The 20,314-nt window shown below is 67.3% G+C and carries 21 protein-coding genes and 1 tRNA gene; 18 read left to right on the forward strand and 4 right to left on the reverse strand.

What is annotated here, in order from left to right:
- The 11 genes from nuoI (at nt 1) to PGN12_05735 (ending at nt 10,661) form a co-directional block, all read left to right on the forward strand.
- Complete coding sequence (nuoI, locus tag PGN12_05685; GenBank protein ID MEH3103380.1) at nt 1-486, forward strand: NADH-quinone oxidoreductase subunit NuoI; 486 nt, start codon at nt 1-3, stop codon at nt 484-486.
- 85 nt (nt 487-571) lie between these two features.
- Nucleotides 572-1,183, forward strand: coding sequence for an NADH-quinone oxidoreductase subunit J (locus PGN12_05690; GenBank protein ID MEH3103381.1), 612 nt, complete (start codon nt 572-574; stop codon nt 1,181-1,183).
- A gap of 8 nt (nt 1,184-1,191) precedes the next feature.
- The gene (nuoK, locus tag PGN12_05695; protein ID MEH3103382.1) at nt 1,192-1,506 is read left to right on the forward strand and encodes an NADH-quinone oxidoreductase subunit NuoK; all 315 of its coding nucleotides are present in this window, start codon (nt 1,192-1,194) and stop codon (nt 1,504-1,506) included.
- A 6-nt stretch (nt 1,507-1,512) separates the two neighbouring features.
- Complete coding sequence (gene nuoL, locus PGN12_05700) at nt 1,513-3,630, forward strand: NADH-quinone oxidoreductase subunit L (protein MEH3103383.1); 2,118 nt, start codon at nt 1,513-1,515, stop codon at nt 3,628-3,630.
- Between the two features lie 16 nt (nt 3,631-3,646).
- Nucleotides 3,647-5,185, forward strand: coding sequence for an NADH-quinone oxidoreductase subunit M (locus PGN12_05705; GenBank protein ID MEH3103384.1), 1,539 nt, complete (start codon nt 3,647-3,649; stop codon nt 5,183-5,185).
- Entirely contained in the window at nt 5,185-6,645 is a 1,461-nt protein-coding gene (gene nuoN / locus PGN12_05710) for an NADH-quinone oxidoreductase subunit NuoN (protein MEH3103385.1), read from the forward strand. Before PGN12_05705 ends, nuoN begins: the two co-directional genes overlap by 1 nt.
- Nucleotides 6,646-6,664: 19 nt before the next feature.
- Nucleotides 6,665-7,369, forward strand: a complete 705-nt coding sequence (locus tag PGN12_05715; protein MEH3103386.1) for a biotin--[acetyl-CoA-carboxylase] ligase — start codon at nt 6,665-6,667, stop codon at nt 7,367-7,369.
- A gap of 13 nt (nt 7,370-7,382) precedes the next feature.
- Complete coding sequence (locus PGN12_05720; GenBank protein ID MEH3103387.1) at nt 7,383-8,171, forward strand: type III pantothenate kinase; 789 nt, start codon at nt 7,383-7,385, stop codon at nt 8,169-8,171.
- A gap of 84 nt (nt 8,172-8,255) precedes the next feature.
- Nucleotides 8,256-9,896 (forward strand): ribonuclease J, encoded by a 1,641-nt coding sequence (locus tag PGN12_05725; protein ID MEH3103388.1) that lies wholly within the window; start codon nt 8,256-8,258, stop codon nt 9,894-9,896.
- A 28-nt stretch (nt 9,897-9,924) separates the two neighbouring features.
- Nucleotides 9,925-10,203, forward strand: a complete 279-nt coding sequence (locus PGN12_05730) for a DUF1467 family protein (protein MEH3103389.1) — start codon at nt 9,925-9,927, stop codon at nt 10,201-10,203.
- A 44-nt stretch (nt 10,204-10,247) separates the two neighbouring features.
- Nucleotides 10,248-10,661 carry a DUF983 domain-containing protein gene (locus PGN12_05735; GenBank protein MEH3103390.1) on the forward strand — a complete coding sequence of 138 codons (414 nt, stop codon included), beginning with the start codon at nt 10,248-10,250 and terminating at the stop codon, nt 10,659-10,661.
- A 44-nt stretch (nt 10,662-10,705) separates the two neighbouring features.
- On the opposite strand, the gene PGN12_05740 is transcribed toward PGN12_05735, so the two are convergent.
- The 4 genes from PGN12_05740 to yajC form a co-directional block, all read right to left on the reverse strand.
- Nucleotides 10,706-11,092: an Mth938-like domain-containing protein gene (locus tag PGN12_05740; protein MEH3103391.1), complete on the reverse strand. Its 387-nt coding sequence runs from the start codon at nt 11,090-11,092 to the stop codon at nt 10,706-10,708.
- A 22-nt stretch (nt 11,093-11,114) separates the two neighbouring features.
- Nucleotides 11,115-12,089 carry a protein translocase subunit SecF gene (gene secF, locus PGN12_05745; GenBank protein ID MEH3103392.1) on the reverse strand — a complete coding sequence of 325 codons (975 nt, stop codon included), beginning with the start codon at nt 12,087-12,089 and terminating at the stop codon, nt 11,115-11,117.
- 76 nt (nt 12,090-12,165) lie between these two features.
- Nucleotides 12,166-13,767, reverse strand: a complete 1,602-nt coding sequence (gene secD, locus PGN12_05750; GenBank protein ID MEH3103393.1) for a protein translocase subunit SecD — start codon at nt 13,765-13,767, stop codon at nt 12,166-12,168.
- Between the two features lies 1 nt (nt 13,768).
- Nucleotides 13,769-14,107: a preprotein translocase subunit YajC gene (gene yajC / locus PGN12_05755; GenBank protein ID MEH3103394.1), complete on the reverse strand. Its 339-nt coding sequence runs from the start codon at nt 14,105-14,107 to the stop codon at nt 13,769-13,771.
- A 140-nt stretch (nt 14,108-14,247) separates the two neighbouring features.
- On the opposite strand from yajC, the gene PGN12_05760 reads away from it, so the two are divergent.
- From PGN12_05760 to der, 7 genes are all read left to right on the forward strand, one after another.
- A tRNA-Pro gene (locus PGN12_05760) sits at nt 14,248-14,324 on the forward strand.
- Between the two features lie 185 nt (nt 14,325-14,509).
- A complete protein-coding gene (locus PGN12_05765) occupies nt 14,510-15,262 on the forward strand; it encodes a Crp/Fnr family transcriptional regulator (GenBank protein ID MEH3103395.1) in 753 nt (250 codons plus the stop codon).
- On the forward strand, nt 15,259-15,696 hold the full coding sequence (locus tag PGN12_05770; GenBank protein MEH3103396.1) for a hypothetical protein: 438 nt from the start codon (nt 15,259-15,261) through the stop codon (nt 15,694-15,696). The genes PGN12_05765 and PGN12_05770 overlap by 4 nt, the downstream gene beginning before the upstream one ends.
- Nucleotides 15,697-15,719: 23 nt before the next feature.
- Complete coding sequence (gene panB, locus PGN12_05775; protein MEH3103397.1) at nt 15,720-16,598, forward strand: 3-methyl-2-oxobutanoate hydroxymethyltransferase; 879 nt, start codon at nt 15,720-15,722, stop codon at nt 16,596-16,598.
- A gap of 69 nt (nt 16,599-16,667) precedes the next feature.
- Complete coding sequence (locus PGN12_05780) at nt 16,668-17,405, forward strand: tetratricopeptide repeat protein (protein MEH3103398.1); 738 nt, start codon at nt 16,668-16,670, stop codon at nt 17,403-17,405.
- Nucleotides 17,402-18,727 (forward strand): PQQ-binding-like beta-propeller repeat protein, encoded by a 1,326-nt coding sequence (locus PGN12_05785; protein ID MEH3103399.1) that lies wholly within the window; start codon nt 17,402-17,404, stop codon nt 18,725-18,727. Before PGN12_05780 ends, PGN12_05785 begins: the two co-directional genes overlap by 4 nt.
- A gap of 180 nt (nt 18,728-18,907) precedes the next feature.
- Entirely contained in the window at nt 18,908-20,272 is a 1,365-nt protein-coding gene (gene der / locus PGN12_05790) for a ribosome biogenesis GTPase Der (protein MEH3103400.1), read from the forward strand.
- Nucleotides 20,273-20,314 lie beyond the last annotated feature (42 nt).

Genomic DNA, 20,314 nt, shown 5'->3' on the forward strand with positions numbered 1-20,314 from the left:
ATGGGTATCGCGCAGACGATCAAGGCGTTCACGCTCTACGAGTTCGTGAAGGCGCATGCGCTGACGCTGAAGTATTTCTTCAAGCCGAAGGCGACGATCAACTATCCGTACGAAAAGAACCCGCTGAGCCCACGCTTCCGCGGCGAACATGCGCTGCGCCGCTATCCCAACGGGGAAGAGCGCTGCATCGCGTGCAAGCTGTGCGAGGCGGTGTGCCCGGCGCAGGCGATCACGATCGAGGCCGAGCCGCGCGACGACGGCAGCCGCCGCACGACGCGCTACGACATCGACATGACCAAGTGCATCTATTGCGGCCTGTGTCAGGAAGCGTGCCCGGTCGATGCGATCGTCGAGGGGCCGAACCTCGATTTCTCGACCGAGACGCGCGAGGAACTGATCTACGACAAGGCCAAGCTGCTCGACAACGGCGACCGGTGGGAACGCGCGATCGCCGCGAACCTTGCCGCCGACGCGCCGTACCGGTAGGCGCTCGCGTGACATCAGGGGTCGAGATGATTTTGACGGTTTCATTCAGTGCGCGCCGCGGGCGTGCGGACGCGGGGAAGGCGCTATGATCCAGGCCATCGCCTTCTATCTGTTCGCGCTCGTCGTGCTGGTGTCCGGTGCGATGACGATTTCGTCGCGCAATCCGGTGCATTCGGTGCTGTGGCTGATCCTCGCATTCTTCAACGCCGCCGGCCTGATGGTGCTGGTCGGCGCCGAGTTCATCGCAATGCTGCTCGTGATCGTCTATGTCGGCGCGGTCGCGGTGCTGTTCCTGTTCGTGGTCATGATGCTCGACATCGACTTCGCCGAGCTGCGCGCCGGGTTCGTCCGCTATTTCGGGATCGGGCTGGTGCTCGCGGTGGCGCTGGTCGCCGAGATCCTGATCGGCGTCGGCGCATGGAGCGCGGGCGGGATCGACCTCGCGCGGCGCGCCGCGCCGACCGATCATGTCGTCCCGAACATCGTCCAGATCGGCAACCTGCTCTACACGCGCTATCTCTTCATCTTCGAGGGCGCGGGGCTGGTGCTGCTGGTCGCGATGATCGGCGCGATCGTGCTGACCCATCGCGAGCGGTCGGGGTCGCGTTACCAGAATATCGCGCGGCAGAACGCGCGCCGTCCGCAGGACGCGACGCGCAACGTGCGGCCGGAGATCGGGCAGGGGGTGCAGCTGTGAACGCGGCCATGTCGGGAGGCGTCGGCCTCGTCCACTATCTCGTCGTCGCGGCGATCCTGTTCACGATGGGCGTGCTGGGAATCTTCCTCAACCGCAAGAACATCATCGTCATCCTGATGGCGATCGAGCTGATCCTGCTGGCGGTGAACATCAACCTCGTCGCCTTCTCGGCGGCGTTGCAGGATCTCGTCGGGCAGGTGTTCGCGATGTTCGTGCTGACCGTCGCTGCTGGTGAGGCGGCGATCGGGCTCGCCATTCTCGTCATCTTCTTCCGCGGCCGCGGCTCGATCTCGGTCGACGATCCCAGCCGGATGAAGGGGTAAATTCCGGTGCATTCGATCCTCTTCATCGTCTTCGTCCCGCTCGTCGCGGCGATCGTCGCCGGGTTCGCGAACAAGTCGTTCGGCGCGACGCTGCCCAAGGCGATCACGACCGGCGGGCTGTTCCTGTCGTGCGCTTTGTCGTGGCCGGTGTTCATCGGCTTCCTGATGGGCAGCAGCGAGGCGTCGGTGACGCCGGTGCTGCACTTCATGACCTCGGGCACGTTCGACGTGTCCTGGGCGCTGCGCGTCGACGCGCTGACCGCGGTGATGCTGGTGGTGATCACCAGCGTCTCGGCGCTCGTCCACCTCTATAGCTGGGGCTATATGAGCGAGGATCCGGACCAGCCGCGCTTCTTCGCCTATCTGTCGCTGTTCACCTTCGCGATGCTGATGCTGGTGACCGCCGACAACCTGATCCAGATGTTCTTCGGCTGGGAAGGCGTCGGCCTCGCCAGCTATCTGCTGATCGGGTTCTGGTTCCGCAAGCCGAGCGCCAATGCCGCGGCGATCAAGGCGTTCGTCGTCAACCGCGTCGGCGACCTCGGCTTCATGCTCGGGATCTTCGGGACCTATCTGGTCTTCAACACCGTCTCGATTCCGGCGATCCTCGCCGCCGCGCCGTCGATGGCCGGATCAACGATCGGCTTCCTGTGGTTCCGCGCCGACACGATGACGGTGCTGTGCCTGCTGCTGTTCGTCGGCGCGATGGGCAAGTCGGCGCAGCTCGGGCTCCACACCTGGCTGCCCGACGCGATGGAAGGCCCGACCCCGGTGTCGGCGCTGATCCACGCCGCGACGATGGTGACCGCGGGCGTGTTCATGGTGTGCCGCCTGTCGCCGATGTTCGAGACCTCGCCGACCGCGATGGGCTTCGTGACCTTCATCGGCGCTGCGACCTGCCTGTTCGCGGCGACGATCGGCACGACGCAGACCGACATCAAGCGCGTCATCGCTTATTCGACCTGTTCGCAGCTCGGCTATATGTTCTTCGCGGCCGGCGTCGGCGCCTATGGCGCGGCGATGTTCCACCTGTTCACGCACGCCTTCTTCAAGGCGCTGCTGTTCCTCGGCGCGGGCTCGGTGATCCATGCGATGCACCACGAGCAGGACATGCGCTTCTATGGCGGCTTGCGGAAGGCGATCCCGGTCACCTTCTGGGCGATGCTGCTGGGGACGCTCGCGATCACCGGCGTCGGCATCTACGGTATCGGCGGGTTCGCGGGCTATCACTCGAAGGATGCGATCATCGAGGTGGCCTGGGCCGCGGGATCGCCGGTCGCGTCGATGGTCGGCGTGTTCGCGGCGCTGCTGACGAGCTTCTATTCGTGGCGGCTGATGTTCCTCACCTTTTGGGGGGAACCGCGCTGGGCGGCGTCGGAGCATATCCAGCACGCGCTTCACGACGCGCACGGACACGGGCACGACGAGCTCGCGCATGATCATGGCGATGCGCACGCGCACGGCCATGACGACGCGCATCATCCCGATCCTGCGGGTGAAGACGCCGGCCATGCGCCGCACGTCGAATCGCGCGGGTTCAACGAGATTCCCAAGGGCACCGGCGGCTATCACCCGCACGAGAGCCCGCTTCCGATGCTGATCCCGCTGATCGTCCTGTCGGTCGGTGCGGTCGCGGCCGGGTTCGTGTTCCATCGCTGGTTCATCGATCCGGAGAGCGCAGGCGAATTCTGGAAGGGCGCGTTGTTCTTCAACGAGCATCTGATGCACGAAATGCATCAGGTCCCGCTGCTGGTGCAGCTGGCGGCGACGATCGTGATGCTGTCGGGGCTGCTGATCGCGTACCTGACCTACATCCGCTCGCCGGACGCGCCCGCGAGGTTCGCGGACACGTTCCAGCCACTGTACCGCTTCCTGCTCAACAAATGGTATTTCGACCAGCTCTACCACTTCCTGTTCGTGCGCCCGGCGTTCGCGATCGGTCGCCTGCTGTGGCACCGTGGCGACGAGGGGACGATCGACCGCTTCGGGCCAAACGGCTCGGCGTGGCTGGTGCAGGTGGGAAGCCGCGCGGCGGTTCGTCTCCAGACCGGATATGTCTATACTTATGCTTTCGTCATGCTGATCGGGCTTACCGCCGCGATCACCTGGGCGATCGCGGGCTGAGCGGGGGAGAAGGAAGATGTCGTTCCCGATCCTCTCGCTGATGCTGGCGGTCCCCGCGGTCGCCGCCATCGCGTGCCTGTTCCTCTCCGCCCCCGCGGCGCGCGTCACCGCGCTCGCCGCGACGCTGATCGACCTCGCGCTCGGCGTGGTGCTGTGGACGTCGTTCGACGTCGGCGGCGCGCAATGGCAGTTCGTCGAATATGCGCCGCTGTTCGGCCGCTTCGGTTGGGCGCTCGGCATCGACGGCTATGCGCTGCTGCTGATCGTGCTGTCGGTGTTCCTGATGCCGATCTGCATCGGCGCCAGCTGGCAGGCGATCGAGAAGCGCGTACCGGAATATATGGCGGCGTTCCTATTCACGGAGGTGCTGATGATCGGCACCTTCGCGGCGCAGGACCTGTTCCTGTTCTACATCTTCTTCGAAGCCGGCCTGATCCCGATGTTCCTGATCATCGGCATCTGGGGCGGCGCGAACCGCATCTACGCGTCGTACAAGTTCTTCCTGTACACGCTGCTCGGCTCGCTGCTGATGTTCATCGCGATGCTCTACATGAGCATCACCGCGGGGACGACCAGCATCCCGGTGCTGCTCAACTACGACTTCCCGGCGAGCGTGCAGACATGGCTCTGGCTGGCGTTCTTCGCGTCGTTCGCGGTCAAGATGCCGATGTGGCCGGTGCATACCTGGTTGCCCGACGCGCACGTCCAGGCGCCGACCGCGGGGTCGGTGATCCTGGCGGGCGTGCTGCTCAAGCTCGGCGGCTATGGCTTCCTGCGCTTCAGCCTGCCGATGTTCCCCGAAGCCTCGGCGAGCCTCGTGTGGCTGGTGTTCGGGCTGAGCGCGGTGGCGGTGATCTACACCAGCCTCGTCGCGCTGGTGCAGTCGGACATGAAGAAGCTGATCGCCTATTCGTCGGTCGCGCACATGGCGATCGTGACGATCGGCCTGTTCGCGTTCAACGCACAGGGGATCGAGGGCGCGATGATGGTGATGCTGGGCCATGGCCTGGTGTCGGGCGCGCTGTTCCTGTGCGTCGGCGTGATCTACGACCGGCTGCACACGCGCGAGATCAGCCGTTATGGCGGGCTGGCGATCAACATGCCGCGCTACGCGATCCTGTTCCTGCTGTTCACCATGGCGTCGATCGGCCTGCCGGGCACGAGCAACTTCGTCGGCGAATTGCTGAGCCTGATGGGCACCTATCAGGTGTCGACCACGATCGCGCTGCTGTGCACCACGGGGATCATCCTCGGCGCGGCCTATATGCTGTACCTGTACCGTCGCGTGGTCTTCGGCGAGATCAAGTCGGACGAGGTGCGGCAGATGTCGGACCTGACCCCGCGCGAGCTGTGGCTGCTGGTGCCGATCGCGGCGGCGGTGCTGTGGATGGGCGTCTATCCGGAGAGCTTCCTCGCGCCGATGCGCAAGGATACGCAGATCCTGCTGGCGCGGATCGACCGCGCCAAGCCGGCCGGTGACTCGCTGCCCACCAAGGGCACCGGGATCGTCCCGGCCGCACATGCCGAAACTTCTGCGCATGGGAGCGCGCACTGATGGATTACGCCGCCAATCTGGCGATGACGCTGCCCGAGCTGGTGCTCGCGGTCGGGGCGATCGCATTGATGCTGGTCGCCGCCTGGGGCGGTCCGGCTTCGACCAAAGCGGTGTCGTGGGTGTCGGTCGCGGTGCTGGGCGGGGCGTTGATCGCGCTGACCGGCCCGGCCTCATCCGGCGGTGACGCCTTCTACGGCCTGTACCGTGCGGATGCGTTCGCCGCCTTCGCCAAGGTGCTGATCTACGTCGGCGCGGCGGTCGCGATCCTGATGGCGCCCGACTTCTTCCGGCGCACCGCCGGCGCGGACCTGCGTCCGGAATATCCGGTGCTGATCCTGCTGTCGGCGTGCGGGATGGGGATGATGGTGTCGGCGGGCGACCTGCTGACGCTCTATGTCGGGCTCGAGCTGCAGAGCCTCGCCGCCTATGTGCTGGCGAGCTTCATGCGGCAGGATACGCGTTCGGCGGAAGCGGGGCTGAAGTATTTCGTGCTCGGCGCGCTGGCGAGCGGCATTCTGCTGTACGGGATAAGCCTCGTCTACGGTTTCACCGGCTCGACCTTGTTCAACGAGATCGCGGGTGCCTATGCCGCCGCGCCGCTGACGGGTAGCGGGCGTTCGCTGGGCCTGCTGTTCGGGCTGGTCTTCGTGTTCGCCGGGCTGGCCTTCAAGATCTCGGCGGTACCGTTCCACATGTGGACCCCCGACGTCTACGAAGGCGCGCCGACCCCGGTGACGGCGTTCTTCGCCTCCGCGCCCAAGGTCGCGGCGATCGCGCTCGCGGTTCGTGTCGCGGTCGAGGCGATGGGGCCGGCCGAGGTGCAGTGGCGGCAGATCGTGATCTTCGCGTCGCTCGCCTCGATCCTGCTCGGCGCGGTTGCGGCGATCGGGCAGCAGAACGTCAAGCGCCTGCTCGCTTATTCGTCGATCAACAACGTCGGCTTCGCGCTGATCGGGCTCGCCGCGGGGACGCCCGAAGGCGTCGCCTCGGTGATGACCTATATGACGATCTATCTTGCGATGACGCTGGGCAGCTTCCTCGTCGTGCTGCAGATGCGCGACGCAGACGGGCAGCCGGTCGAGACGATCGCAAGCCTCGCCGGCCTGTCGCGGACGCGGCCGGGGCTGGCGGCGGCGCTGGCGATCTTCATGTTCTCGCTCGCCGGCATCCCGCCGCTGTTCGGCTTCTACGCCAAGTTCGCGGTCTTCTACGCCGCGGTGCAGGCTGGGCTGTTCCCGCTGGCGGTGGTCGGCGTCGTGTTCAGCGTGATCGGTGCCTATTATTACCTGCGCCTCGTCAAGACGATGTACTTCGACGAGCCGGCCGGGTCGTTCGGCGAGGGCGACAAGCTGGAGGGCGGGTTAATCGCGGTCGCGGCGGTGTTCGTCTCGCCGCTCGGCTATCTCGCCATCCCGGCGCTGTCGGCCTGGACGCTCGCTGCAGCCAACAGCCTGTTCTAAGGCAGCGGCGCTGCCCCGGATCCTGACGGTACCGGCGACGGGGTCGACCAACGCCGACCTGCTGGCGCTCGCCAACGACCGGGCGGTCGATGAGGGGACGTGGCTACGTGCCGAGCAGCAGACCGCCGGGCGCGGGCGGCAGGGGCGGATCTGGGACTCGCCCGCCGGCAACCTCTATGCGAGCACGCTGGTCGCGATCCGCCCTGACGATCCTGCGGCGGCGGGACTGGCGCTGGTTGCCGCGGTCGCGCTGGAGGAGACGGTGCGTGGCGCGCTTCCCGACGCACGCGCGCTGACGCTCAAATGGCCCAACGACCTGTTGCTCGGCGGCGCGAAGCTGTCGGGGATCCTGCTCGAGCGGGGCGCTGCGCATGTGGTGGTCGGGATCGGGGTTAACGTCGCGCATCATCCTGAACTCGCCGATCGCGCCACCACCAGCCTTCGCGCGGCAGGGGCGACGATCGACGCGGGGACGCTGCTCGGGGAGCTTGCCGACCGCTTCACTGCATGGCTGGCGGTCTGGCGCGAACAGGGAATGGCGCCGGTCGCCGCACGCTGGAGCGAGCGGGCGCATCCGGTCGGCACGCTGCTGTCGGTGCGGTTGCCCGATCAAACCACGCTTGAAGGGCGGTTCCTCGGGCTCGACGCGAGCGGCGCGTTGCTGCTCGGCTTGGCGGACGGTACGCGGCATGTCATCCATGCCGGCGACGTGTTCGTGGTCTAGGGAGAGGAAGGCGATGCTGCTCGCGGTCGATGCCGGCAACACCAATATCGTCTTCGCGCTCGTCCAGCCGGCGACGCGGGAAATCCGTGCGCGCTGGCGGATCGCCACCGATCCCCGGCGCACCGCCGATGAATATGCGGTGTGGCTCAGCCAGTTGCTCCAGCTGGAGGGCTATACCCGCGAGGATGTGACCGCGGTCATCATCTCCACCGTCGTCCCGCGCGCGCTCCACAATCTCGAGGTGCTCGCGAGCAAATATTTCGGCACCGTCGCGCTGATCGCCGGGCGTGCGCCGGTCGAGTGGCAGCTGTCGGTCGACGTCGACGAGCCGCGCAGCCTCGGCGCCGATCGCGCGGTCAATACGATTGCGGCGCATGCGCTTCATGCCGGCGATCTGATCGTGATCGATTTCGGGACCGCGACGACCTTCGACCATTCCGACTTCGACGGGGCCTACAAGGGCGGGATCATCGCGCCGGGGATCAACTTGTCGCTCGACGCGCTGGTGATGGCCGCCGCCAAGCTGCCGCGGATCGCGATCGAGGCACCCGCTACCGAAAGCGTGATCGGCCGCAACACGGTCGATCAGATGAACATCGGCATTTACTGGGGCTATATCGCGATGATCGAGGGACTGGTCGCGCGCATGAAGCGCGAGATCGCGCGGCCCGTGAAGGTGATCGCCACCGGCGGGCTCGCCACGCTGTTCGAACAACATACCAACGCGTTCGACGCGATCGAACCCGACCTGACGATCCAGGGTCTGGCGATCATGTACGCGCGCGCCCATATCGACGCATGACCGCTTTGCCGGCGCGATCGTCCGTCTTTTCCGCCTGCCGCGATGATGCGGACGGGCCGCGGTGCCGGCACTCAAAGGAATGTAATGACACCGAAGAATAACGAGCTTCTTTTCTGCGCGCTGGGCGGGTCCGGCGAAATCGGCATGAACGTGATCCTGTATGGCCACGCCGGCAAATGGCTGATGGTCGACTGCGGCGTGACGTTCGCCGACGCGCATTATCCCGGGATCGACGTGATCCTGCCCGATCTGCGCTTCATCGAGGAGCGGATCGACGATCTGGTCGGGATCGTGCTGACCCACGGGCACGAGGACCATATCGGCGCGCTGCCCTATCTGGCCGAGGATCTTGGCGTGCCGATCTACGCCACGCCGTTCACCGCCGGGCTGGTCCGCGGCAAGCTGGAAGAGGAGCGGATCGAGGATCGGGTGAAGATCCGGCTGGTCGAGGCGCGCAAGTCCTTCAAGGTCGGTCCGTTCGAGGTGGAGGTGGTGCCGCTGTCGCACTCGATTCCCGAGGCCAATGCGCTGGTGATCGGCACCCCGGCGGGCAAGGTGTTCCACACCGGCGACTGGAAGCTCGACCCGACCCCGGTGATCGGCCAGCCGGCGACGCCCGAGGAACTCGCCGAGATCGGCGCGGAGGGCATCGACGTGCTCGTCTGCGATTCGACCAATGTCTTCAACGCCGAAGCTTCGCCGAGCGAGGCAAGCGTCCGTGAAGGGCTCGCCAAGAGCGTCGCCCGCGCCCGCGGTCGCGTGGTGGTGACGACCTTCGCGTCGAACGCCGCGCGGCTCCACACGCTCGGGCAGGTCGCGGAGGAGACCGGGCGCAAGCTGTGCGTGACGGGGCGCTCGCTCGACCGGATCATCCGCGTCGCCAAAGCGACCGGCTATCTCAAGAACTTCCCGCAGACGATCGATGTCGATGCGGCGATGCGGCTGCCCAAGAACCGCGTGCTGATCGTCGCGACGGGCGGGCAGGGCGAGGAACGGGCGGCGCTGGCGCGGATCGCGGCGGGCAGCCACCCGGTCGCGCTCGACATGGGCGACATGGTTATCTTCTCGTCGAAGCAGATTCCCGGCAACGAGGTCGCGATCGGTCGCATCCAGAACCAGCTTGCGGCCAAGGGGGTCGAGATGGTGACCGAAAAGCAGGCGCACGTGCACGTCTCGGGGCATCCGGGACGGCCGGAGCTGGCGAAGATGTACGGCTGGTTGCGTCCGACGTCGCTCGTGCCGGTGCACGGTGAGATGCGCCACCTGATGGAGCATGCGCGCTACGGGCTGTCGCAGGGCATCGCCAACACCGTGGTGCAGACGAACGGCGACATGGTGCGGCTCGCGCCGGGCGCGCCGAAGAAGATCGGCAACGTGCCGATCGGACGGCTGGTGCTGGACGGCGACGTGATCCTGCCGGCGGACGGCAGCACGATCAACGAGCGGCGGCGCGTCGCGGTCAATGGCCAGATTTCGGTCGGGATCGCGGTCGATCGCAATGGTCGCGCCGGCGGCACCCCCGAGGTGCGCGTGCAGGGCGTGCCCGTGGAGGAGGAGCGCGAGCCGTTCCTTGCCGATGCCGTCGAGGCGGCGGCCGAGGCGATGGCCGGGCGGCCGCGCGATCGCGAGCGGTTGCGCGAGGACGTGCGACTGGCGGTGCGCAAGGTGGCGACGCGTTGGACCGGCAAGAAGCCGATCGTCGACGTCGTGATCGTGCAGGTCTGATCCGGCAGGCCCGGCAGGAGGACGCGAGATGCGCTGGACATCGTTGTTGGCGATCTACGTCCTCTTCTGGGCGTTTTCGGTGTTTCTGGTGCTGCCGTTCGGGGTGCGCACCTCCGCCGAGGCGGGGGAGGCGCACATGCCCGGCACCGCCGAGAGCGCGCCGCACGAATTCTCGCTGAAGCGGGTCATCGTGCGAACGACGATCGTCGCCACGGTGTTGTTCGCGCTGTTCGTCGCGAACTATGAATTCGGATGGGTGACCGCGCAGTCGCTCGACGTCATGGATGTGGCGAACGCGATCGACTGACGCGGGTTGTGGCGGCGCGTCGCGGGGCGGCGCATGGGGTGATGATGACCAACGCCAGCGATCCGCGCCTTGTCGACGACGATGGCCACATATGGCCGCGGCTGTCGCCGCTGACGACCGGCGTGCGCGGTTGCTGCCCGCGCTGCGGCAAGGGTCCGCTGTTCCGCGGTTTTCTCTCGATCCGCGAGCGCTGCCCGGTGTGCGGGCTCGATTATTCCTATGCCGATCCGGCCGACGGGCCGGCGGTGTTCGTGCAATTGTTCGCGTGCCTGCCCGGCGTGATCTTCACACTCATGCTCCAGATCCTCGCCGACCCGCCGTGGTGGATGCATGTGCTGGTCAGCCTGCCGGTGCTGCTGGTCAGCACCGTGCTGCCGCTGCGGCCGATCAAGGGCTGGCTGGTGGCGAGCCAATTCTACTTCAAGGCGCGCGAAGGGCGGCTGGTGAAGGAAGACTGAAGTCGGTCCCGGCCGCAGCGGCAGGGCGATATTGGCCGCGCCGCTCAGGCTTCCAGCGGGTAGAGCGCCGCGGCGATGCGGCGTTCCTCGGCGCGCAGCACACCCCAGGCGCGCGCGGCGGCGCGGCTGTCCATCGCCTCGATGCCGATCCCGCGCTTCTCCAGCGCCGCCACCAGCGCCCGTGGCGGGCGGCGGAGATCGGCACCGGTGCCGAGCAGCACGAACTCGATTGAATCGCCCAGTAACGGCGCCAGCGCTGCCGCGTCGAGCAACTCGAACGGCGGCGGGGTCCAGCCGTCCGCACGCGTCGCCGTCAGCAACAGCGCCGGATAGACGCCCATCGTCCCGTCCGGCGCATCGACCTTGAACCCGGCCGGGCCGAAGCCGCGTACCAGCGGGCCGGGGGCATCGCGCTCGCGGTCCATCCTCATCGTGCGGGCTCCCCGGCGCGGGTCAGGCGCGCGGCCCGACGCGCTCCGCATTGTCGGCGACGCTGCCGCCGCGCACCGGCTTCTCGTTCTCCGGCTGCGCGCGCAGACCGAGCGAGATGAGCAGCGAGGACGAGACGTAGATCGACGAATAGGTGCCGACGATGATGCCGAGCGTCATCGCTGCGGTGAAGCCGCGCAGCACATGCCCGCCGAGGAACAGCAGCGCGAGCAGCGCGAGCAGGATCGTCACCGAGGTCATGACCGTCCGGGGGAGGGTTTCGTTGACCGACAGGTTGATGATCTCGCGCATCTCCATCTTGCGATAGCGGCGCATGTTCTCGCGGATGCGGTCGTCGATGACGATCTTGTCGTTGATCGAATAGCCGATGATCGTCAGCACCGCCGCGACGATGTTCAGGTCGAACTCGAACTGGGTCAGAGCGAAGAAGCCGAGCGTCATCAACAGATCGTGGACGATCGCGACGATCGTCGAGACGCCGAACTGCCATTCGAAGCGGAAGATCGCGAACAGGCCGATGCCGAGGATCGCGAGCACCACCGCGAGCACGCCGTTGCGGATCAACTCGCCCGACACCTTGCCCGAGACGGTCGAATAGCGGCGGAACTCCGTGCCCGGAAACGCCTTGGCCAATGCCGCCTCGACCTTGCGCACGGCGGTGTTGGTGGCGCCTTCGTCGCCGCCCTGCTGAACGGGCAGGCGGATCGTGATGTTGCGCTTGTCGCCGAACGGCTGGAGCGCGGCCTCACCGACGCCGAGCGAGTCGACGACCGCGCGCACGCGGCCGAGATCGGGTTCTTGAGCGAACCGTTCCTCGATCATCAGACCGCCTTCGAAGTCGACGCCGAAGTTCAGCCCCTTGTAGAAGGTGATCCCGACCGCGAGCACGCTGAGCAGCAGCGTCAGGCCGAAGGCCAGCCCGCGCAAGCGGACGAAATCGATATTGGTGTCGTCGGGGACGAGCTTGAGCAGTTTCATGACGGCCTCGCCGCCCCGGCCGCGGCCGGGGTCCGGTTAGGGGAGAGAAGGGCAGGGGAGAGAGGGGGCGAGGCGATCATATGTTGATCGTCTTCGGCTTGGCGCGGCGCAGCCAGCCGGCGACCAGCATGCGGGTGAAGGTGACGGCGGTGAACACGCTGGTGGCGATGCCGATCAGCAGCACGACCGCAAAACCCTTCACCGGGCCGGAGCCCAGCACGAACATGATGATGCCCGAGATCGCGTGCGTCACGTTCGCCTCGAAGATCGTGCGGCTGGCTTCCTTGTAACCCAGCTCGACCGCCTGCACCACGTTGCGCCCGCGGTGGCGTTCCTCGCGGATGCGCTCGTTGATGAGCACGTTGGCGTCGACCGCGGTGCCGATCGTCAGCACGAAGCCGGCGATGCCCGGCAGCGTCAGCGTGCCCTTGAGCAGCGCCATCACGCCGAGAATGACGAACACGTTGATGACCACCGCGAGGTTCGCATAGAGGCCGAAGCGGCCATAGGTCACCAGCATGAACGCCACGACCAGCGCGACCGCAACCGCCGAGGCGAGGATGCCGGCGCGGATCGAATCGGCGCCGAGGTCCGGCCCGACCGTCGATTCCTCGACGATCTTGAGGTCGACCGGCAGTTTGCCCGAACGCAGCGCGATCGCGAGCTGGTTGGCGCTTTCGACCGTGAACCCACCGTTGATCGAGGCGCGGCCACCGATGATCGGTTCGTTGATGTTCGGCGCGGAAATCACGGTGTTGTCGACGATGATCGCGAACGGCTTGCCGACATTCTCCTGCGTGGTGCGCGCGAAGCGGCGACCGCCCTGGCTGTCGAAGGTCATCGACACCTGCGGCGCGTTGGTCTGCGGCTCGAATTCCTGCCGCGCATCGCTCAGCATGTCGCCGGTGATGATCGCCTGGCGCTTCACCGCGATCAGCGGGATGCCCGAAGGATTGTTCGGATAGGGGAGGATCTGGTCGCCGGCCGGTGCCTGACCCTTGGCGAGCGCCTGCGGATCGGCGTTGACGTCGACCAGCTTGAACTCGAGCTTGGCGGTCTTGCCGAGCAGGTCCTTGAGCGCCTGCGGGTCCTGAAGCCCCGGCACCTGCACGACGATGCGGTTGCTGCCCTGCCGGATGATCGTCGGCTCGCGCGTGCCCATTTCGTCGATACGGCGGCGCACGACCTCGGTCGCGTCGCCCATCGCGGTTTCGACCGCCTGCTTCAGCCCCTCGGCGGTCGGCGTCAACACGAAGCGGCTGGTGTCGACGACCTGAATGTCCCACTGGCGCTGTCCGGTCATGCCGGCGCCGGTGCCGGTGATCTGGAGCAATCGCTCGCGCGCGGCATCGACCTGAGTCGGGTCGCGCAGAAGGAAGGAGAGCTGCCCGCCGCGGCTGGAAATTTCGCCGATCTCGATCCGCGGATTCTGGCGGCGCATTTCGGTCTGCACCTGCTCGCGCATCGCCTCGACGCGAGTCGCGGCGACGTCGTTGGTGTCGGCCTCGAGCAGCAGATAGCTGCCGCCAGCCAGATCCAGCCCCTTGTTGACGCGCGGAAGGTTGATCCCCCACGCCTGCGTCACGCTTTCGGGGATGAAGGTCGGGATCGACAGCGACACCAAGGCCGCGAGCAGCAGCCAGATGCCGGCGACCTTCCAGCGGGGAAAGTCCAGCATGTCAGTCGTTCGCCGGCTTGCCGCCGAGCGGCGTGACCTCGGCGAGCGTCGCCTTGACGATGCGCACGCGGGTGTTGGGCGCGATCTCGACCTCGACGAAGGCATCCTCGACCTTGGTCACCTTACCGACCAGTCCACCGGCGGTGACGACCGAGTCGCCCTTCTTGACACCGGCGACCGCGGTCTGGAGCGCTTTCATGCGGCGCTGTTGCGGACGGATCATCAGGAAGTAGAAGACGACGAAGACGAGGAGCAGCGGCGCGAGGCTGATGAAGCCGGCGAGGCCGCCGCCCTGGGCGGCGCCGCTGGCGGTCTGCGCATAAGCGGGAGAGATGAGCATCGGTTTCCGTGCATGACCGTTGGGCGGCCGGGAGACGGCCGCGCGAAGAGGCTGCCGCTATCATTGCGGCGCGTCGCGCGCAACATGCGGCCAACCCGCTTGCATCGTGCTGCGACCAAGCGTAGAGGCGCCCCCTCGGTCGGGGCGTAGCGCAGCCTGGTAGCGCATCACACTGGGGGTGTGGGGGTCGCAGGTTCGAATCCTGTCGCCCCGACCAAGCACTTAAATCACTGATTTCCCGTTCCTTCTCGGCAGCGCGGCTGGTATGATCCGTGCCGCACCGATTGGCGCGACTCCGGCTCCTCAAGACCGGCTCGCGTGCCTTCGGCGCGGGGGAGGTCAGATGGTGGCAGCTGCGGAAGCCGTTCTCGCCTGTTGCGCGGATCGACCGCGTGCCTCGCCATGAGCAACACGCCCGGCCCGACCCCACCACCACCGCGCATCACGATCGACCGCAGCGATCCCGTGCATCGCCGGCTCGAACAGCTCGCACCCGGGCTGGCGGTGGCGATCGGATTGCACAGCCGGCGCTTTTCGCCACGCGTCGTCCGTTCGCGCCGCGAGATCGTGCATGAAGGGGAGGCGGTGTCCGGCATCTGGATCATGCGCGCGGGCTGGGCGGCGCTGGTGCGCCACTTTGCGGATGGCCGCCGCCAGATCGAGCATTTGCTGCTGCCCGGCGACCCGCTGCCGCTCGAACGCGACGCGACCTATCCCGCGACCATCGTCGCGCTGACCCCGGTGACGATGGTCGACGTCGACGGTCCGTGGCTGTCGGACCCCGCGCTGCTCGACGGGGCGTTGCGGCGGCATACGCTGACGACCGTGCATCACCTGCTCGACGCGACCGCGCGACTTGGACGGCAGGTGGCGATCGAGCGCTTCGCGCATCTGCTGCTCGAATTGCGCGATCGCCTCAGGAACGTCGGGCTGGCGAGCGACACGCACTTCCGGATGCCGTTGACGCAGGAGATGCTCGCCGACACGCTCGGCCTGACCAGCGTCCATGTAAACCGCACGCTGCAGATGATGCGACAGCAGCAACTGATCGAACTGGAGGGGCGCGAGCTGACCCTGCTGCTGCCTGCGAAACTCGCGCAGATGGCGGATTATCCATCGCCGCCCGGGCGACCGGCCGCTACGGCTGAGCCATGACGGACGGAAGAAGGACGCGGGCGCCGTGGTGGTTCCGCCTCGCGGCGGTCGCGCTGGTGCTCTGGGGTGCGATGGGGGTGTGGGCGTGCATCGGCCAGCTGACGCACGGGGCGGACGCGATGCCGATGGCGAGCGACTATGATCGCGCGTTGTTCGCCGGACTGCCGCTCTGGTATCTGGCCGATTATGCGATCGGCACCGGCACGATGCTGGCGGGGGCGGTGGCGTTGCTGGCACGATCGCGTCACGCGGTCGCGCTGCTGACCGTGTCGCTGGTGGCGGTGATGATCCAGTTCGGGTGGATGTTCGCGATGACCGACATCATCGCGGTCAAGGGGCCGTATGTGCTCTACTTCCCGTTGCTGATCCTCGGCGTCGGCGCGCTGGCGCTGCAATTGGGCCATGTCGCGCGCCGACGCGGCTGGATCGTTTGACGCGCGTGGCGTAGCAAGGCGCGATGTCCACGACCTTCACCATCGACACCGCGACCAGTCGCGCGACCCCGGTCGCCGCACCGATGAAGCGGCTGACCGTTCCGGCGATCCGCGCGCGCAAGGCGGCGATCGCGGCGGGCAAGGGCGAACCGCTGGTCATGCTGACCGCCTATACCGTGCGCATGGCGCAGCTGATGGACCCGCATTGCGACATGCTGCTGGTCGGCGACAGCCTGGGGCAGGTGATCTACGGCCTGCCCTCGACGGTGCCGGTCACGCTGGAGATGATGGCGGCGCACGGCGCGGCAGTGGTCCGCGGCAGCCACCAAGCGACGGTGGTGATCGACATGCCGTTCGGGAGCTACGAGGCGTCGCCCGCGCAAGCGTTCGAGAGCGCGGCGTTGCTGATGAAGCAGACCGGCGCGGCGGCGGTGAAGCTGGAGGGCGGGCTCGCGATGGCGTCGACGGTGCAGTTCCTGTCGGAGCGCGGCATCCCGGTCGTCGGCCATATCGGCCTTACGCCGCAGGCGGTGAACGCGCTGGGTGGTTACGGCGCGCGCGGACGCAGCCCGGCGGAGGCGCGCAAGATCGTCGCGGATGCGCGCGCGGTCGCCGAGGCGGGGGCGTTCGCGCTGGTGATCGAAGGCGTCGTCGAGCCGATCGCGGTCGAGATCACGCGCACGATCGACATTCCGACGATCGGTATCGGCGCGTCGGCGGCGTGCGACGGGCAGGTGCTGGTCGCCGAGGACATGCTGGGACTGTTCGAGCGCACGCCGCGCTTCGTGAAGCGGTACGGCGATATGGCGGCGTTCGTCGCCGACCGCGCCGGGCAATATGCCGCCGAGGTCCGCTCGCGCGCCTTTCCCGGTCCGGAGCAACTGTATCCGCCCAAGGACTAGGCGGGCCTTTCGTTTATCCCGGCGAACCGCTACACGCCGGGCGTTTTTCCGTGAAGCCCGGAGTATTCGGTGGCCCTGACGCCGCAAAACAATGAAGCGTTCCTGCGCGAGGTCGACGACGAGCTGCGTCGCGATCAGGCGTTGCACGTCTGGCGTCGCTATGGCGTCGCGCTGATCGCCGCCGTCGTGATCGCGCTGGCGGCATTCGGTGCGTACCTGTTCTGGCAGCATCGCCAGGAGCAGGCCGCCGGGCGCGAGGGCGAGCAGTTGCAGACCGCCTATGACGCACTCGCCGCGAACGACACCAAGTCGGCGAGCGACACGCTGGCGACGCTGACGCAATCGAAGCGCGACGGTTACCGCGTGCTGGCGACGTTCACGCAGGCCGATGTGCTGCTGCAGAAGAACGACCTGAAGGGCGCGGCGGCCAAGTTCGCCAGCGTCGCGCAGGATACGTCGGTGGCGCAGCCGTTCCGCGATCTGGCGCTGATCCGCCAGACCAGTGCCGAGTTCGACACGCTCAAGCCCGAGGTAATCGCGGAGCGGATGCGGCCGCTGGCGGTCGCGGGCAACCCGTGGCTCGGCAGCGCGGGTGAGCTGATGGCCGCCGCCTATCTGCAACAGGGCCGCCGCGATCTCGCCGGGCAGGTGTTCGCGCGCATCGCCGCCGACACGCAGGTGCCGTCGTCGTTGCGTCAACGTGCGGTTCAGATGGCGGGCGTATTGGATGAGAAGGCGGCGCCTGCGTCGCCGACGGCCGCCGGTGCCGCTGCGCCGGCCAAGAACGAAGGTAACACGACGCGATGACGACACGGGTGGCGACCGGCCTGGCGCTCGCCGCGCTGGTGGGGCTGAGCGGCTGCGGCATCTTCAAGGGCGGGCCGAAGAAGACCCCGACCGTGGGGCAGCGCGTTCCGATCCTGATGTCGGAAAACCAGGCGACCGTCGACAAGGGGCTGGAGAGCGTGCCGGTCACGCTGCCGGTCGGCGTCGCCAACGATGCCTGGACGCAGCCGGGCGGCAACGCCGCAAAGTCGATGGGCAATCTGCTGCTCGCGTCCGCGACCCCCGCGAAGGCCTGGACCGCGCAGATCAACGGCGGCACCAACCGCGCGCGCCTCGCTGCCGGTCCGGTCGTCGCCGAGAACAAGCTGTTCGTGGTCGATGTCGACGCGACGTTGCACGCCTTCACCGCGGATACCGGCGCGAAGCTGTGGACGCGCGTGCTGCCCGACAACGAAGAGAACAAGAACGCGCGCTTCGGCGGCGGCGTCAGCTATGACGAGGGCAAGCTCTACGCCACCGACGGGCTGGGCGACGTCGTCGCTGTCAACGTCGCCGATGGCGCGGTGCTGTGGCGCGCCAAGCCGGGCGGCCCGCTGCGCGGCGCGCCGACCGTCGCCAACGGCCAGGTCTATGTGCTCAGCCAGGACAACCAGATCTTCGCGCTCGATCAGGGCGATGGCAAGGTGGTCTGGACGCAGTCGGCGAGCCTTGAGACGCAGGGCGTGTTCGGCGTCGCTGCGCCGGCCGCCAGCTCGGGCACGGTCATCGCCGGCTTCTCCAGCGGCGAGCTGAACGCCTATCGCTACGAGAACGGCCGTACCCTGTGGCAGGACGCGCTGTCGCGCACCTCGATCACCACCTCGGTGTCGAGCCTTGCCGATATCGACGCCGATCCGGTGATCGACGACGGCCGCGTCTATTCGATCGGCGAGGGCGGCCGGATGGTCGCGCTGGAGATCGCGACCGGGCAGCGGACGTGGGAGCAGAATCTCGCGGGCATCTCGACGCCATGGGTGGTCGGCGACTGGATCTTCCTCGTCACCGACGACGCGCGGCTGGTCTGCCTGTCGCGCGCCAACGGCAAGCTGCGTTGGGTAAGCCAGTTGCGCGCGTTCAAGAACGAGGAAAAGCGCAACGATCCCTATAACTGGTTCGGCCCGGTACTGGCGGGCGACAAGCTCTGGCTGACCAGCTCGCGCGGTGACCTGATCGGCGCCTCGGTGACCGACGGCAGCGTCCAGACGACGATCGAAGCCGGCGAGCAGTTTTCGATGGCGCCGATCGTCGCCAACCAGACGCTCTATACGCTGGACGAAAAGGGTGTGATCACCGCCTGGCGGTGAGGCGGCGAACTCAATTGAACTTCGTCGCCCCGGACTTGATCCGGGGCCCCGCTTTCTGCTTCGGGCAGTCAAGAAGCGGGGTCCCGGGTCAGGCCCGGGGCGACCTGTAAGTGTGAGGCCTTCGGCGCCCCACGCCACCCGCCCCTATCCCCCGCGCCGATAAATCTTTAGGTCATCCGCATGTCCCGCCTTCCTACCGTCGCGATCGTCGGCCGCCCCAATGTCGGCAAGTCGACGCTGTTCAATCGCCTCGTCGGCAAGAAGCTCGCGCTGGTCGACGACCGCCCCGGCGTGACGCGCGACCGGCGCGAGGGCGACGCGCATCTGCTCGGGCTCGACTTCCGCGTCATCGACACCGCGGGGTACGAGGACGAGGATCCCAACAGCTTGCCGGGCCGGATGCGCCAGCAGACGCAGGCGGCGGTCGATGCCGCCGACGTCGCATTGTTCGTGATCGATTCGCGCGCGGGGGTCGTTCCGCTCGACGAGGAAATCGCGCGCTGGCTGCGCGGCTCGGATACGCCGATCGTGCTGATGGCCAACAAGGCCGAGGGGCGCGCCGGCGACGGCGGTTTCTACGAGGCGATGGCGCTCGGTTTCGGTGATCCGGTCGCCTTCTCCGCCGAGCATGGCGAGGGGATTGTCGAGCTGTTCGAGGCGTTGCTGCCGCACCTCGACCCGCTCCAGCCCGAACCCGAGGCGCCGATCGATATCGAGAGCCCCGACGCGCCGCTCAAACTGGCGATCGTCGGACGGCCGAATGCGGGCAAGTCGACACTCGTCAACAGGATGCTCGGCGAGGATCGGATGATCACCGGCCCGGAGGCCGGGATCACGCGCGATTCGATCGCGATCGACTGGACGTGGGAGGGGCCGGACGGGCCGCGGCAGGTGCGGCTGATCGACACCGCCGGGATGCGCAAGCGTGCCAAGGTGCAGGACAAGCTGGAAAAGCTGTCGGTCGCCGACGCGCTGCACGCGGTCGACTTCGCCGAAGTAGTGGTGCTGCTGCTCGACGCGACGCTCGGGCTCGAGTCGCAGGATTTACGGATTGCCGACCGCGTGCTGGAAGAGGGGCGCGCGCTGGTGATCGCGCTCAACAAATGGGACGTGGCGGAGAATGCCTCCAGTCTGTTCAACGGCGTTAAGAAGGCGCTCGACGAGGGGCTGGCGCAGGTCAAGGGCGTGCCGCTGCTCGCGGTGTCGGCGGCGACCGGCAAGGGCATCGATCAGTTGATCGCCGCGGCATTCGAGACGCGCGAGGCATGGTCGCGGCGCGTCGGCACCGGCGAGCTGAACCGTTGGTTCGAGCGCGCGATCGAGGCCAATCCGCCCCCCGCGCCGGGCGGCAAGCGGATCAAGCTGCGCTATCTGACGCAGGCCAAGACGCGCCCGCCGGGCTTCGTGCTGTTCGGCACGCGCGTCGACGAACTGCCGACCAGTTATCAGCGATACCTCGTCAACGGCATCCGTCGCGATCTCGGGTTTGGCGCGGTGCCGGTGCGGCTGATGCTGCGCGCGCCGAAGAATCCTTTCGGGAAGTAACCCTCGCTTACCCGCCGTTTACCAGTCGCGGCTATTTTTCTG

It is taken from the genome of Sphingomonas phyllosphaerae (genome assembly GCA_036946405.1).
GTDB classification, from domain to species: Bacteria; Pseudomonadota; Alphaproteobacteria; order Sphingomonadales; family Sphingomonadaceae; genus Sphingomonas; species Sphingomonas phyllosphaerae_D.

What these genes read in the sequence shown, in the direction of transcription:
- nuoI (MEH3103380.1), top strand. Translation starts at nt 1, where the DNA reads ATGGGTATCGCGCAGACGATCAAGGCGTTCACGCTCTACGAGTTCGTG.
- PGN12_05690 (MEH3103381.1), top strand. Translation starts at nt 572, where the DNA reads ATGATCCAGGCCATCGCCTTCTATCTGTTCGCGCTCGTCGTGCTGGTG.
- nuoK (MEH3103382.1), top strand. Translation starts at nt 1,192, where the DNA reads ATGTCGGGAGGCGTCGGCCTCGTCCACTATCTCGTCGTCGCGGCGATC.
- PGN12_05705 (MEH3103384.1), top strand. Translation starts at nt 3,647, where the DNA reads ATGTCGTTCCCGATCCTCTCGCTGATGCTGGCGGTCCCCGCGGTCGCC.
- nuoN (MEH3103385.1), top strand. Translation starts at nt 5,185, where the DNA reads ATGGATTACGCCGCCAATCTGGCGATGACGCTGCCCGAGCTGGTGCTC.
- PGN12_05720 (MEH3103387.1), top strand. Translation starts at nt 7,383, where the DNA reads ATGCTGCTCGCGGTCGATGCCGGCAACACCAATATCGTCTTCGCGCTC.
- PGN12_05725 (MEH3103388.1), top strand. Translation starts at nt 8,256, where the DNA reads ATGACACCGAAGAATAACGAGCTTCTTTTCTGCGCGCTGGGCGGGTCC.
- PGN12_05730 (MEH3103389.1), top strand. Translation starts at nt 9,925, where the DNA reads ATGCGCTGGACATCGTTGTTGGCGATCTACGTCCTCTTCTGGGCGTTT.
- PGN12_05735 (MEH3103390.1), top strand. Translation starts at nt 10,248, where the DNA reads ATGACCAACGCCAGCGATCCGCGCCTTGTCGACGACGATGGCCACATA.
- PGN12_05740 (MEH3103391.1), bottom strand. Translation starts at nt 11,092, where the DNA reads ATGAGGATGGACCGCGAGCGCGATGCCCCCGGCCCGCTGGTACGCGGC.
- secF (MEH3103392.1), bottom strand. Translation starts at nt 12,089, where the DNA reads ATGAAACTGCTCAAGCTCGTCCCCGACGACACCAATATCGATTTCGTC.
- secD (MEH3103393.1), bottom strand. Translation starts at nt 13,767, where the DNA reads ATGCTGGACTTTCCCCGCTGGAAGGTCGCCGGCATCTGGCTGCTGCTC.
- yajC (MEH3103394.1), bottom strand. Translation starts at nt 14,107, where the DNA reads ATGCTCATCTCTCCCGCTTATGCGCAGACCGCCAGCGGCGCCGCCCAG.
- PGN12_05765 (MEH3103395.1), top strand. Translation starts at nt 14,510, where the DNA reads ATGAGCAACACGCCCGGCCCGACCCCACCACCACCGCGCATCACGATC.
- PGN12_05770 (MEH3103396.1), top strand. Translation starts at nt 15,259, where the DNA reads ATGACGGACGGAAGAAGGACGCGGGCGCCGTGGTGGTTCCGCCTCGCG.
- panB (MEH3103397.1), top strand. Translation starts at nt 15,720, where the DNA reads ATGTCCACGACCTTCACCATCGACACCGCGACCAGTCGCGCGACCCCG.
- PGN12_05785 (MEH3103399.1), top strand. Translation starts at nt 17,402, where the DNA reads ATGACGACACGGGTGGCGACCGGCCTGGCGCTCGCCGCGCTGGTGGGG.
- der (MEH3103400.1), top strand. Translation starts at nt 18,908, where the DNA reads ATGTCCCGCCTTCCTACCGTCGCGATCGTCGGCCGCCCCAATGTCGGC.